The organism is Brucella gallinifaecis (genome assembly GCF_006476605.1).
Taxonomy (GTDB): domain Bacteria; phylum Pseudomonadota; class Alphaproteobacteria; order Rhizobiales; family Rhizobiaceae; genus Brucella; species Brucella gallinifaecis.
Genome location: NZ_ML636802.1, coordinates 14875 through 28064 on the forward strand (window position 1 = coordinate 14875; position 13190 = coordinate 28064).

Here is a 13190-nt window from a genome sequence, read left to right on the forward strand (position 1 = left end):
GCGATACGCTCAGCGTGTAACGACAGCAATTACACACATGCTGGCAGAATTTTGAAAGATTCCTGCGATGTTTTGCGCTTTTCCGGCCCAATGGCCTTGCAGGACAGGCAATCTCATGTCATTGCGCCCATCATTATTCCCAGACAGCGACGAATGACAGGGGCAAAGCCTCTATTCAGGCCAGTTTCAGGAGCAGGTGATGACCACGGAAAATACCCCCGCCCAAAAAAATGGACTGACCTATGCGGAGGCTGGTGTCGATATTGATGCTGGCAACCTGATGGTCGACAAGATCAAGCCGCTTGTCCGTTCAACACGGCGCCCGGGTGCTGATGGTGAAATTGGCGGCTTTGGCGGTCTGTTTGATCTGAAGGCCGCAGGCTTTAGCGATCCTGTACTGGTTGCGGCCAATGACGGTGTTGGAACCAAGCTCAAAATCGCAATCGATGCTGACAAGCATGACACGGTCGGCATTGACCTTGTCGCCATGTGCGTGAACGATCTCATTGTTCAGGGAGCGGAGCCGCTTTTCTTTCTCGACTATTTTGCAACCGGCAAACTCTCACCTGATCAAGGTGTCGCTATCGTTTCCGGTATTGCGGAAGGTTGCCTTCAGGCAGGCTGCGCACTGATCGGTGGTGAAACCGCTGAAATGCCAGGCATGTATCGCGATGGTGATTATGATCTCGCAGGTTTTGCCGTCGGCGCAGCCGAGCGCAATCGTCTGCTGCCACAGGGTGATGTTTGCGAAGGTGATATCATTCTCGGTCTTTCATCGTCAGGCGTTCACTCCAACGGGTTCTCACTGGTGCGTCGCATTGTTGAAATCTCCGGTCTTGGCTGGAAATCCGATGCGCCATTCGCTCCGGGGAAAACCCTTGGCGAAGCCCTGCTCACCCCAACCCGTATCTATGTGAAGCCATTGCTTGCAGCAATCAAAGCGTCTGACGGCATCAAGGCTTTGGCACATATCACCGGCGGCGGGTTCCCGGACAATATTCCGCGCGTTCTGCCGGAAGGTCTTGCGGCAGAAATCAATCTCGATGCCATTGATGTACCAGCCGTATTCTCATGGCTTGCAAAGACCGGTGGTGTCGAGCCCCTCGAAATGCTGCGCACCTTCAACTGTGGCATCGGTATGATCGTTGTTGTCTCGCCGGGCAAGGTTGATGACGTGATTGCAGAACTGGCCAGAGAAGGCGAACAGGCTGTCAGCTTAGGCCGCATGGTCAAACGTGAAGGCGAAGGCGTTGTTTATCAGGGCATGCTGAAACTATGAGCCGTAAACGGGTCGCCATTTTCATCTCGGGCAGCGGCTCCAATATGGAGGCGCTGATCCGCGCAGCTCAGGCACCCGGTTTTCCGGCTGAAATCGTCTCAGTTTTTTCTGACAAGGCGGATGCAGGCGGTCTCGCCAAAGCACAGGCTGCGGGCATCACAACGCAGGTTTTCGCTCGCAAGGACTACACTTCAAAGGATGCCCATGAAGATGCAATCCTTGAAGCGCTTGCGGTAGTGCAGCCAGATATTATCTGCCTTGCAGGTTATATGCGGCTGCTGTCAGCTAAGTTTATTGCGCCATATGCGGGGCGTATCCTCAATATCCACCCTTCCTTGCTGCCGCTGTTCCCGGGGCTGCACACGCATCAGCGTGCGCTTGATGCTGGCATGAAGCTCGCCGGTTGCACCGTGCATCTGGTAACGGAAGGCATGGATGAAGGCCCGATTTTGGCACAGGCTGCCGTGCCCATTATGGATGGCGACACGGAAAGCACGCTTGCTGCACGTGTCCTGAAAGCCGAGCATCAGGTTTACGCGCTCGCACTGCGCAAATTTGCCAGCAATGATTCAGAAACAGGACTATCGCGTGAAGCGATGATAATCAGCGCATGATTTCTGCCTGATAATAAAGCGATAAATTAATCACACCCTTATTTTTTTGTTAATTAATCTTTAACTCTCGTGAAAATGCCCTAATTGAGGTTCGTAAGAAGAGCTGCTTCGGCAGCCCTTGAGAGTCGCATCAGCGTCTCTTTCAGTATATGTTTATTCTAGAGGACAAAATCATGTCTCTCCGTTTCTCGACTTCCTTTCTGTCAGCCATGGCTTTTGGTTCTGCCATTGCGATGACAGCTCCCGCGATTGCTGCTGATTATGTGGCTTCCCCTTCGGCAGCCCGCACGCAGCCGCGTTCAGAGGTGGGCACACTCACCTGTGAGCTTTCACCTGCAATCGGTGTGATCATCGGTAGTCAGCAAGATGTGGATTGCGTGTTCAAGCCTGTGCGTGGTCACGGACCAGTTGAACGCTATACCGGCAACATCACCAAGCTCGGCGTTGATGTCGGCTTTGTTAATGGCGGACAGCTTGCATGGGCTGTATGGGCTCCAACCGTCCGTCCTGAAGGCGCACTCAAAGGCCGTTATGTTGGCGCATCTGCAAATGCCGCAATAGGTATTGGCGCCGGCACCAATATTCTGACCGGCGGTTCATGGAAAACGATTTCATTGCAGCCGATTTCCCTACAGGGACAAAAAGGTCTCAACGCGGCAGTTGGCCTCTCAAAGCTTAAGCTGAACTACGCAGGCTGATCCCGCTGATGCAATCAAGAACCGCGCTTACTCACATCAAGCGCGGTTTTTTATTTTATGAGATCTTTCTGATCCAGATCTTGGTGTCATGAACTGCCAGACCGCCATAAGGCGCAGCAGACTCAGCGCCAGTCAGCGTATTGATGCCCTCACCGCGCTCAAAAGACGAGTTCGGGAAAATTCCTTCCGACACGACAACCCCGCGCTTTTGACCAGCCCGTAGCACGGCGTGAAGTACAACTTCACCACGATGATTGCCAATCTCAATGCGCTCGCCATCGGCAATATCGAGTTGAGCCGCATCATCGGGGTGAATAAGAAGTTCTGGCCGGACTTCTTTCGTCATAGAGGTTGGTGTTTCTGCAAAAGACGAGTTCAGGAAATTATGAGCCGGAGACGTTGCCAGCCGGAACGGATGCTCGCTATCAACCGCCTCAATCACATTCCAGTAATCGGGGAATTCAGGCATGGAATGATGTGGGCCTTGCAGCCCCATGACTTGCGGTGGCTTATTGGGTGACGGGCTGCCCGTCCAGTCGGGGCGGAAGCGAAATTTACCGTCCGGCCATTTGAAGCCATGGATATAATGTGCATCTTCAAAAGGCGGCTGCATATCGACAAAGCGCTTTTCCTTGAGTTCGTCAAAATGCGGGAGATCACTATTGGCATTCATATTGTCAATCAATGTGCGCTCATCGACATTAAAGCCCGGCAGATGCGCAACACCCAGACGCTTTGCCAGTTCGTTGATCACAAAGATATTTGGACGCGCATCTGCAAGTGGTTCGATCAGTTTTGGCCCCAGCACCACATGCTGCTGGCCGCCGCCACGATAAATATCGTCATGTTCGACAAAGGTTGTGGCAGGCAGCAGGACATCTGCCATTTTAGCTGTATCCGTCATGAACTGCTCATGCACGGCAACAAACAGATCCTCACGGGAAAAACCTTGCCGGACCAGTCGCTGTTCCGGCGTCACATTCATGGGATTGGTATTCTGAATCAGCATCGCCATAACCGGCGGACCACCATAAAGCGCCTCGCTGTCATTGGTCAGAATACGGCCTATCTTCGACTGATCGAGAAAACGCAGGCTTTTATCCTGCAAGGCGCTGCCCTCAATCTCGCGCTTGTCCATTTTGAAAATGCCAGCATTGGAATGAAATGCGCCGCCACCCTCATATTGGAATGCGCCTGTCACACAGGCGATTGACGCGGCTGCATGCATATTTACGGCACCATTGCGTTGCCGGGTAAAGCCATAGCCCAGCCGGAAATAACTGCGTTTCGTCTTGCCTACCAGATGCGCAAAGGCTTCGATTTCTTCAACATTCAAACCGGTGATTTCAGCGGCCCACTGTGGTGTGCGTGTCGCAAGATGCGCCTCAAGTCCCTTTGGATCGTCGGTATAGCGATCAAGATAATCCCAATCGGCAAGACCATCACGAAACAGCACATGCATCACGGCACAGGCAAAAGCGCCATCCGTGCCGGGTTTGAGCACAATGCCCATATCCGCCTGACGCACCGTCGCATTGGCATAGATGTCGATCACGACAATCTTTGCACCACGATCTTTACGTGCGCGCACCGCATGGGTCATCACATTGACCTGCGTGGCGGCGGCATTCGTACCCCATATGATGACCACATCGGCCTTTGCCATTTCACGTGGATCCGGGCCAGTCAAACTGCCTGTTCCAGCAAAATACCCGGTCCATGCCATATTGGTGCAGAAGCTGTCGAACTGGTTTGAATAGCGTTTGGCGAAACGCAGGCGATTGATCGAATCCCGCTGCACCAGCCCCATTGTACCGGCATAATAATATGGCCACACGCTTTCGCTGCCATATTGCTTTTCAGCCTTGAGAAAGCGTTCGGCAATCAGATCAAGTGCTAAATCCCAGGATGCCTGTTTCCATTCGCCATCTCCCTTGCGACCAGCGCGAACAAGCGGATACTTTAACCGATCCGGGTGATGAACCCGCTCGGCATAACGGGCTACCTTGGCGCAAATCACACCTGCGGTATAGCTGTTGTCTTTTGCACCGCGCACACGACCGATCGTGCGCTCATCCAACAATTCAATGTCGAGCGCACAGGTGGAAGGGCAATCATGCGGACAGGCGGAGTGTCCAATGGTGATGTTTGATCTGGGGGATGGCTGGCTCATTTTTCTTTTTTAACTCAAGCGCGATGCGTCAGAAACGAATTTCTGACGTTTTTGCCAAGCTGCGACGAAATAGATTTTTATGAAAGACGCAAAGTAATCGCACCCAGAACGATTAAACCCGCAGCCATACAACGTGGCAAGCCCACTTTCTCTTTGAGAATAAACGCAGAAATCAGAATTCCAAACAATATTGCCGTCTCTCTGAGAGCAGCAACAACAGCGATTGGCGCCATGGTCATAGCCCATAATGCAAGGCCGTAAGACAGTATCGTGCCTATGCCACCGATCAAAGACGGGCGCCAGTGGTTACGAATATAATGCAAAAACCGATCCGGCTCGCGATAAAGCGCCCAGCAACCGAGTGGAAATGCATTTATCAAAAACAGCCAAAGCGTATAAGACAGAACGTTGCCTGATGCCCGCACACCGACACCGTCAATAATGGTATAGGCCGCTATGAAACCGGCATTAGCGAGCGCCAGTAGCGCAGTTTTGCTTGATGTTCCGCCATTGCGCCGCCGCGCTTCCAGCGCCATGGCAAGCACGCCTGCACAAATCAGGACAATACCCAGCCAGCTGCGCCAACCCATCGCCTCACCGATCAGCGGTGCACTGACAATGGCCACCAGCAAGGGCGGTGTGCCGCGCATGATCGGATAGGCTTCACTCATATCGCCCGATTTATAAGCGGCTGCGACAAGTGACATGTAGAATATCTGCGTGATTGTCGACAGACCAATAAATATCCAGCTTGACGGATGCGGCAGTGGCAGAAACGGGAGGAAAAACACTGCTATCAGCCCCGCAGCTCCAACGACGCAAGCGGCTGCAAAGAATTTGTCACTGCCTCCCTTAACGATAGCGTTCCAGCTCGCGTGAAAAAACGCGCCACAAAGGACGATCAGCAGAACACTACCTGACATAGGAAACTCGACTCAGACAAAGAAAATTACCCAATCTATATGTCATATTTAATGAGCCGGAGATATTGCCGAAAGCGCAGAGGCATGAAACAAGCGCATATATGAATTATCGTCACGCCTATCACGCCGGAAACTTTGCCGATGTTGTCAAACACGTCATTCTTTCCCGCATCATTGAATATCTCAAGCGCAAGGATCAGGCCTTTCGTGTGATCGATACCCATGCAGGTATCGGGCTTTATGATCTGCATGGTACAGAAGCCGGCAAAACCGGCGAGTGGAGCGGTGGTATTCGCCGCGTTTTCGATGCCGTCGAGCATGACGAAATTCCTCAGGATGCTATCGAACTTCTGCAACCCTATCTTGACGCTGTTCGTGCGGTTAATCCCAAAGGCGGGTTACGGCATTATCCCGGATCACCTTTGATCACACGTCATCTTTTGCGCAAACAGGATCGTCTTTCGGCAATAGAGCTGCATCCTCAGGATGCTAAAAAGCTCTCAAAGCTTTTTGAAGGTGACTATCAGGCACGTGTCATCGAGCTTGATGGCTGGCTTTCACTCGGGGCGCATATGCCGCCCAAGGAAAAACGCGGACTGGTGCTGGTTGACCCGCCATTTGAAATCGCAGGCGAATTTGATCGCCTTGTCGATGGTCTTGCAAAAGCACATAAGCGGTTTTCTGGCGGCACTTATGCACTGTGGTATCCGATCAAGGACCACAAGGAAACCGCACGTTTCGTAAAACGGCTGCGGGAAACTGAAATTCCCAAGATCATGCAAATTGAACTTGCGATTCGTGCTCCATCATCCGAGCCACGCCTTGATGGAACCGGAATGATTATCGTCAATCCGCCCTATACACTCGAAAGTGAGGTGCAAATCCTGTTTCCCTGCCTTACCGGGTTGCTAAGCGAAAAAAATGGGGGCAATTTCAGCATCGAATGGATACGCAGCGAGACGGATCACTCTTGACCGTAACCAATTGCTGAATGAAACTACAGCCAACAAATTCAATAAATGAGCTTATGCTCGAATTGTGAGACAGGATAGAGATATGCAACGCAAGTTGGATCGCATCGGACAGTTTTCTCAGGCAGCTCTGCTGGCTGCGTCGGCCCTTGCCCTGACATTCGCTTCCATGCCAGCAAGCGCTGCCGATTATCTCACATCCGCTCCGGCCGCTATTGCTGATGCCGGCCTTTGCAACCAGCAGAGCGTTCTGCGCCGGGTGGTTGCCGATTTCAGATATCAGGTTCACCATGTGCCTCATCTTCCACAGGTGGGCATTTCGGCAATGAGCGATGTGCGTCTGACGCGCTATGAACCAAAGAACAATCCGGCCCAGATCGAACGCACTTATTGTCAGGCAACAGCGGTTCTGAGCAATGGCCAATACCGCCCGGTCTGGTATATGATTGAAGAAGGTCAGGGCTTTGCAGGCGTTGGCAACAATGTCGAATTCTGCGTCGAGGGCTTCGACCGCTGGTATGTATTCGACGCAAGCTGCCGCGTTCTTCGTTGATATTCACAATGTTGCGTAAAATAGCGGCGGTCTTAACCGCCCTTCTTGCTACTTCCCTTGCAGCACAAGCTGTGATGGCACAGGATCGGGGCAATAGCCGCCCCGGCAATTTTGATTTCTATGTGCTGTCACTTTCGTGGTCGCCGAGTTATTGTGCCATAGAAGGTCCACGAGCCAACAGGCAGCAATGCGGAACCAATCGCCCTTTTGGCTTTGTCGTTCATGGTCTGTGGCCGCAAAACGAATGGGGCTACCCTGCCAATTGTCAGTTTGATAATACGCGCAGTCGCGGCAGTTTTGTCCCTCGCCAGATTGTTTCAAGCGTTTCCGACATTATGCCTTCAACCGGTCTGGTTGCGCATCAATGGCGAAAACATGGCAGCTGCTCTGGCCTGTCCCAGAATGATTATTTTGCAACTATTCGCCAGGCCTTTGAACGGGTGAACATTCCACCAAGTCTGCGTAATCTGGCTTCGGGCAGACGCGTTGATCCAAAATTGGTGGAAAAGGCATTCGTCGCAGCCAATCCGGGAATGAAACCGGGCGGCATATCAATATCCTGCAAGAACAATTATCTTCAGGAAGTTCGTATCTGTATGAGCAAAGATCTTAAATTTCGCACCTGTGAACAGGTCGACGCGAATATGTGTCGTAGCCGTTCCGTCATGATGCCAGCGACACGATAATTTCAAACCTCAGGAACAATGATGACCCAGATCCTTTATTCGCCCGCCTCGCCCTATAGTGCGAAGGTGCGCATGGCCGCAGCCTATGCGGAAATTCCATTTGAAAGCGTGGTTGTCACGACGTCAGAGGAACCTGAAAATCTGATCAATGCCAATCCGCTTGGGAAAATTCCAACCCTCATCAATGATGATGGCAAAGCGGTTTTCGACAGCCGTGCTATCATGCAATATCTCAACCGGGTTTCTGGAAACAGGATCTTCCCGCGCAATGCGGAAAAACGCACCGATGCAGAGCGCTATGAAGCACTTGCCGATGGACTGGCCGATGTTCTTCTGGCGCATGTTTATGAGCGCCGTATGCGCCCTGAAGAAAAAGTGTATCAGCCCTGGCTCGATTTACAGTGGCGAAAAGCAGAACGCGCACTTGATCTTTTGAATGAAAATCCACCGCGCCTTGCCAGCAAAATTCATGGCGGTCATCTGGCCGTTGCAGCGGTGCTCAGCTATCTTAATCTGCGCTTTGAAGGCAAATGGGAGCGTGGCCGCCCCAAGCTCAAGCGCTGGATGAAGCGATTTGAAGAGCTGCACCCGGAGTTAACAGAGTTTCTAACAAAGGGATGAAATAAAAAACCGGGCAGTTTCCTGCCCGGTTTTTCAGTTTAATTACGCTGTAATTAGAACTTGTAGCCGATACCGACGCGGATATCCTGTGTATCGAGCTTGTCACGAACGGTCTGGCCGCCAAGATCGTAGTTCTTGTTACCAAACTGTGTGTAACGATATTCAAGACGACCGAGGATGTTTTCGGTCAGCTTTGCTTCCATACCAACACCGGCAGTCCAGCCCACACGGAACTTGCTTGCATCATCATTGTTGCCCGAAAGCTTGATCTGCGAACCGGCAACACCAGCGGTGATGTAAGGCATAACAGGGTTCATGTCGTAACCAAGGCGGCCACGAAGCGAGCCTTCAAAGCCCTGCTTGACCTGCAGACCATCACGGGACTTCTTGGCTGCAGAATAACCTGCATCACCTTCAACACCGTATACAAACTGATCCTGCTGGAAGTTCCAGCCAGCATAAGCACCACCCTTCCAATCGTCAGGCTTTACAGTGATGTTACCGCCAGGAACTTCGTTCTTCGACTTGTTCCAGCCATAGCCAAGATACAGACCGGTGTAACCACCAGCCCAGCTGTACTGTGGAGCCATTTCAACCGGAGCTGGAACAGGAGGCTGTTCCATGATCGCATCTGCTGCAAAAGCAGTTGCAGAGAACGGCAGCAGCGCAGCCGAGGCGATTACGAGAGACTTAAGAGTGCGCATTGCATTCTCCTTCAATAAATTATCTTTAGCGCGGTCCCTTATCGGGTGAGCAGCATTTGGGGAGTAAACCGCTCATGCCACGCTGACAGGGCTGACATATCGTGGATAATTGCGGCACGATCTGCCCCCTTCTGTGGAGAGAACCTGACAAGAAGGTGGCAAAATTGCGATGTTGCATTCTGGCAACGCCCTGATGACACACCTATATGAAAGGGCAGTCCTTCCAGATTTCAGAATGGAAAGAATGCTGCGAAGCTGAAACCACTGAATTTACTGGTTTTTTGTCAGCAATGACGATCAAATGCTCTATTTTCCGCTGCATTTTTCCGGCAAACTGGCATGAATCAGAGTGATAAATGACGATAAGAAAGTGTTTACCCTGTTGGAAAATCCGCAAACCATACCGCTTTCAAATTCTCCTGTGCTGGTGACGGGTGGTGCCCGGCGTATAGGAAAGGCGATTGTTCAGGATCTGGCAGCATACGGCTTTCCGGTGGCTATACACTGTCATCGTTCTATTCATGAAGGTGAAGAACTGGCAGCACAAATCAACGCAAACGGCGGGAAAGCCAGTATTGTAAAGGCTGATCTGGCAGATGAAAACGATGTCCGTAGATTGCTGGCGCAAGCTGCATCACAGCTCGGCCCGATTCGGCTGCTTGTAAACAATGCATCGCTATTTGAAGATGACCGTGTTGGTGCCCTTGATATGAAACTGTGGGATCGCCATTTTGCAATCCATCTTAAAACACCGGTGATCCTCGCAGAAGAGATGGCAAACGCCCTGCCGGATACGATGGAGGGTCTCATCATCAACGTCATTGACCAGCGGGTATGGAAACTCAACCCGCAATTCTTCTCTTACACGCTTTCAAAAACAGCGCTCTGGAACGCCACAAAGACCCTTGCACAAGCACTCGCACCCCGAATTCGTGTGAATGCTATTGCCCCCGGCCCGACATTGCCGAGCGAACGACAAAAGCTGGAAGACTTTAATTTGCAAGTCAGCCGCCTGCCTTTAGAGCGGGCACCTGATCTGTCCGAATTTGGCCGTACTATTCGCTATTTCTGGAACAGCCGCTCTGTAACAGGCCAGATGATTGCCCTTGATGGTGGCCAGCATCTGGCGTGGGAAACGCCGGATATAGCAGGAATCAAAGAATGACCGGACCACGCAGAGCCAATGATAATTCCATGTCGCACCTGCCATCATATGATGAGCAGGATTTGACGGATATTGTCATCGATGATGCTGCTGAAACAGATGATGATCCAGTTGAGCTAACAGCGCCTGATGCCTCGGCTGCCGCTTCCATTCAGTGGGATTCGTCAGATGGTCTTCCCGATACCACTGGCCTTAGCGGGGCCGATATCATCAGCGCCTTCGTCAAGCATCTGCCAAACAATCCCGGCGTTTACCGCATGTTCAACAGCGCTGGCGATGTGCTTTATGTCGGCAAGGCACGCAGTCTGAAAAAGCGTGTTTCAAGTTATGCTCGCGGCATTGGTCATTCAAACCGTATAACACGCATGATCGGTGAAACGACAACGATGGAATTTGTTGTCACCCGCACCGAAACCGAAGCGCTGTTGCTTGAAGCGAATCTTATCAAGCGTTTGCGCCCACGCTTTAACGTTCTGCTGCGTGATGACAAATCATTCCCTTATATTCTGTTGAGCGGCGGACATCGTGCTCCGGGCATTTTCAAACATCGCGGTGCACGCACACGCAAGGGAGAATATTTCGGGCCATTTGCTTCCGGCGGGGCAGTCACGCGGACAATCAATGCCCTTCAGCGTGCATTCCTGTTGCGTACCTGTACGGATTCAGTTTTTGAAAGCCGCACCCGTCCCTGCCTGCTTTATCAAATCAAGCGCTGTTCCGGACCATGCACATATGAGATCAGCGACGAAGGTTATGCCGAGCTTGTAAGCGAGGCAAAAGCCTTCCTTTCCGGGAAAAGCCAGAAGGTAAAAGATCATCTGAAAGCAGCCATGCAATCAGCTTCAAATGATCTCGATTTTGAACATGCTGCCGTCTATCGGGATCGTCTTACAGCGCTCTCGCATGTTCAGTCACATCAGGGTATCAATCCGCAAACAGTCGAAGAAGCCGATGTCTTCGCCATTTATCAGGATGGCGGCATGACCTGTATTCAGGTTTTCTTCTTCCGTACCGGGCAGAACTGGGGCAATCGGGCCTATTTCCCCAAAGCAGACAGTTCACTCGGGGCGGCTGAAGTTCTTGGAGCCTTCCTGTCGCAATTCTATGACGACAAGCCCTGCCCCAAACTCATCCTTCTTTCAGAAAGCGTCGAGGATCAGGAACTGCTTGGTGAGGCGCTTTCTTCGCGAGCGGGGCACCGTGTGCATGTCAATGTACCGCAACGTGGAGAAAAGAAGGAACTGACTGATCACGCCTTGACCAATGCCCGCGAAGCGCTTGGGCGCCGTTTGGCTGAAACATCATCTCAAGCCCGCCTGCTCAAAGGACTCGCAGAGGCTTTTGAACTGCCAAGGATTCCGCGTCGCATCGAGGTTTATGATAACTCGCATATCATGGGCACAAATGCGGTGGGCGGCATGATTGTGGCGGGACCAGAAGGTTTTGTGAAGAACCAGTATCGCAAATTCAATATCAAATCGACCGACATCACACCCGGTGATGACTTTGGTATGATGCGTGAAGTTATCGAACGCCGCTTCTCGCGACTGGTCAAAGAAAACAACACGCCCGAACCAGCCTCGGATACGGAAAATCCAGTTTCTGCCACAGAAGATAATGACACCTTCCCTGCATGGCCGGACGTTATTCTTATCGATGGCGGTCAAGGACAGGTTGGCGCGGTGCGGCAGATTCTCAATGAACTTGGCATCAATCACCTTGTCACATCCATTGGTATTGCCAAGGGCGCAGATCGTGAAGCAGGGCGTGAACGCTTTTTCGTCGAGGGCAAACGCCCCTTTACTCTGCCTCCACGCGACCCGGTTCTCTACTTCATTCAGCGTATGCGCGATGAAGCACACCGTTTTGCCATTGGCACGCATCGTGCAAGGCGAAAAAAGAACATGATCGCCAATCCGCTGGATGAAATTTCGGGAATCGGTCCCACACGAAAACGGGCCTTGCTGCATCATTTTGGCACTGCAAAAGCAGTATCGCGGGCTGCTGTGGAGGATCTTATGCAGATTGACGGGATTTCAGAGGCTATTGCAAAAACCATTCACGATCATTTTCATGACCGTTGACGTAATTTTGTCCGGGTTTAGGTCACTAATTATCGAGAAGCGTCATTACGTCCAAAAAGAACACATGAGCAGGTGTTGATTTTCTTGATCATCCCTGATGTGGTGCACATATAACAAATGCGGCGGTACTATGCGGAAAAATCACACTCTCTCCTTGCCAAACATACTGACTTACGCGCGGATCATTGCTGTTCCGCTTGTCGTTTTATGTTTTTTTGTGGAGGGTCGCCTTCAATCGAGCGATACATCCCGATGGGCTGCACTGATAATTTTCGCCATTGCCAGCATCACGGACTTCTTCGATGGTTATCTTGCACGCATATGGCAGCAAACTTCCACAATTGGACGTATGCTTGATCCGATTGCAGATAAACTGCTGGTTTCTGCCTGTCTTCTGTTGCTTGCAGCCGATGGTACCATTGCAGGCTGGACGCTCTGGGCTGCAATCATCATTCTTTGCCGCGAAATTCTGGTATCGGGCCTTCGTGAATATCTCGCAGAACTCAAAGTCAGCGTCCCGGTTTCACGACTGGCAAAATGGAAAACCACAGCACAAATGGTTGCTTTGGCATTTCTGCTGGCTGGGCCTGCGGGTGAAAAGATTCTGCCATTTACAACTGAAATCGGCATCATCCTGCTCTGGATTTCCGCAATTCTGACGCTCTATACCGGGTGGGATTATTTCCGCGCCGGCCTCAAGCACGTCATGGACTGATATT

The 13190-nt window shown here is 51.6% G+C and carries 13 protein-coding genes; 10 read left to right on the forward strand and 3 right to left on the reverse strand.

The genetic code is table 11. From position 1 onward, the window contains the following. Positions 1-199 precede the first annotated feature (199 nt). From purM to FHY56_RS04680, 3 genes are all read left to right on the forward strand, one after another. On the forward strand, positions 200-1279 hold the full coding sequence (gene purM / locus FHY56_RS04670; protein ID WP_140904022.1) for a phosphoribosylformylglycinamidine cyclo-ligase: 1080 nt from the start codon (positions 200-202) through the stop codon (positions 1277-1279). Continuing rightward, positions 1276-1893, forward strand: a complete 618-nt coding sequence (gene purN, locus FHY56_RS04675) for a phosphoribosylglycinamide formyltransferase (RefSeq protein WP_140904023.1) — start codon at positions 1276-1278, stop codon at positions 1891-1893. Before purM ends, purN begins: the two co-directional genes overlap by 4 nt. Positions 1894-2066: 173 nt before the next feature. After that, the gene (locus FHY56_RS04680; RefSeq protein ID WP_140904024.1) at positions 2067-2591 is read left to right on the forward strand and encodes a DUF992 domain-containing protein; all 525 of its coding nucleotides are present in this window, start codon (positions 2067-2069) and stop codon (positions 2589-2591) included. Positions 2592-2646: 55 nt separating this feature from the next. Here FHY56_RS04680 and FHY56_RS04685 read toward each other — a convergent pair whose 3' ends face one another. Together FHY56_RS04685 and FHY56_RS04690 are read right to left on the reverse strand one after the other, a co-directional pair. Further along, positions 2647-4764 (reverse strand): molybdopterin oxidoreductase family protein, encoded by a 2118-nt coding sequence (locus FHY56_RS04685; RefSeq protein WP_140904025.1) that lies wholly within the window; start codon positions 4762-4764, stop codon positions 2647-2649. A 77-nt stretch (positions 4765-4841) separates the two neighbouring features. After that, positions 4842-5687 (reverse strand): DMT family transporter, encoded by an 846-nt coding sequence (locus FHY56_RS04690; protein ID WP_140904026.1) that lies wholly within the window; start codon positions 5685-5687, stop codon positions 4842-4844. 101 nt (positions 5688-5788) lie between these two features. On the opposite strand from FHY56_RS04690, the gene FHY56_RS04695 reads away from it, so the two are divergent. From FHY56_RS04695 to FHY56_RS04710, 4 genes are all read left to right on the forward strand, one after another. Beyond that, positions 5789-6661, forward strand: a complete 873-nt coding sequence (locus FHY56_RS04695) for a 23S rRNA (adenine(2030)-N(6))-methyltransferase RlmJ (protein WP_140904027.1) — start codon at positions 5789-5791, stop codon at positions 6659-6661. 82 nt (positions 6662-6743) lie between these two features. Continuing rightward, positions 6744-7211, forward strand: a complete 468-nt coding sequence (locus FHY56_RS04700) for a phage portal protein (RefSeq protein ID WP_140904028.1) — start codon at positions 6744-6746, stop codon at positions 7209-7211. A gap of 8 nt (positions 7212-7219) precedes the next feature. Continuing rightward, a complete protein-coding gene (locus tag FHY56_RS04705) occupies positions 7220-7897 on the forward strand; it encodes a ribonuclease T2 family protein (RefSeq protein ID WP_140904029.1) in 678 nt (225 codons plus the stop codon). 21 nt (positions 7898-7918) lie between these two features. Beyond that, complete coding sequence (locus FHY56_RS04710; protein WP_140904354.1) at positions 7919-8518, forward strand: glutathione S-transferase; 600 nt, start codon at positions 7919-7921, stop codon at positions 8516-8518. Positions 8519-8571: 53 nt separating this feature from the next. Here the strand turns inward: FHY56_RS04710 and omp25 are convergent, their stop codons facing one another. Further along, on the reverse strand, positions 8572-9222 hold the full coding sequence (gene omp25 / locus FHY56_RS04715) for an outer membrane protein Omp25 (protein WP_140904030.1): 651 nt from the start codon (positions 9220-9222) through the stop codon (positions 8572-8574). Positions 9223-9574: 352 nt separating this feature from the next. Here omp25 and FHY56_RS04720 point away from each other — a divergent pair, with 352 nt between their 5' ends. From FHY56_RS04720 to pgsA, 3 genes are all read left to right on the forward strand, one after another. Next, positions 9575-10387 (forward strand): SDR family oxidoreductase, encoded by an 813-nt coding sequence (locus tag FHY56_RS04720; RefSeq protein ID WP_376889669.1) that lies wholly within the window; start codon positions 9575-9577, stop codon positions 10385-10387. Then, a complete protein-coding gene (gene uvrC / locus FHY56_RS04725; protein WP_140904032.1) occupies positions 10384-12471 on the forward strand; it encodes an excinuclease ABC subunit UvrC in 2088 nt (695 codons plus the stop codon). The genes FHY56_RS04720 and uvrC overlap by 4 nt, the downstream gene beginning before the upstream one ends. A gap of 130 nt (positions 12472-12601) precedes the next feature. Continuing rightward, positions 12602-13186, forward strand: a complete 585-nt coding sequence (gene pgsA, locus FHY56_RS04730) for a CDP-diacylglycerol--glycerol-3-phosphate 3-phosphatidyltransferase (protein WP_140904033.1) — start codon at positions 12602-12604, stop codon at positions 13184-13186. Positions 13187-13190: the final 4 nt, after the last annotated feature.

What these genes read in the sequence shown, in the direction of transcription:
- purN (WP_140904023.1), top strand. Translation starts at nt 1,276, where the DNA reads ATGAGCCGTAAACGGGTCGCCATTTTCATCTCGGGCAGCGGCTCCAAT.
- FHY56_RS04685 (WP_140904025.1), bottom strand. Translation starts at nt 4,764, where the DNA reads ATGAGCCAGCCATCCCCCAGATCAAACATCACCATTGGACACTCCGCC.
- omp25 (WP_140904030.1), bottom strand. Translation starts at nt 9,222, where the DNA reads ATGCGCACTCTTAAGTCTCTCGTAATCGCCTCGGCTGCGCTGCTGCCG.
- uvrC (WP_140904032.1), top strand. Translation starts at nt 10,384, where the DNA reads ATGACCGGACCACGCAGAGCCAATGATAATTCCATGTCGCACCTGCCA.
- FHY56_RS04695 (WP_140904027.1), top strand. Translation starts at nt 5,789, where the DNA reads ATGAATTATCGTCACGCCTATCACGCCGGAAACTTTGCCGATGTTGTC.
- FHY56_RS04690 (WP_140904026.1), bottom strand. Translation starts at nt 5,687, where the DNA reads ATGTCAGGTAGTGTTCTGCTGATCGTCCTTTGTGGCGCGTTTTTTCAC.
- FHY56_RS04680 (WP_140904024.1), top strand. Translation starts at nt 2,067, where the DNA reads ATGTCTCTCCGTTTCTCGACTTCCTTTCTGTCAGCCATGGCTTTTGGT.
- FHY56_RS04705 (WP_140904029.1), top strand. Translation starts at nt 7,220, where the DNA reads ATGTTGCGTAAAATAGCGGCGGTCTTAACCGCCCTTCTTGCTACTTCC.
- FHY56_RS04710 (WP_140904354.1), top strand. Translation starts at nt 7,919, where the DNA reads ATGACCCAGATCCTTTATTCGCCCGCCTCGCCCTATAGTGCGAAGGTG.
- pgsA (WP_140904033.1), top strand. Translation starts at nt 12,602, where the DNA reads ATGCGGAAAAATCACACTCTCTCCTTGCCAAACATACTGACTTACGCG.
- FHY56_RS04700 (WP_140904028.1), top strand. Translation starts at nt 6,744, where the DNA reads ATGCAACGCAAGTTGGATCGCATCGGACAGTTTTCTCAGGCAGCTCTG.
- purM (WP_140904022.1), top strand. Translation starts at nt 200, where the DNA reads ATGACCACGGAAAATACCCCCGCCCAAAAAAATGGACTGACCTATGCG.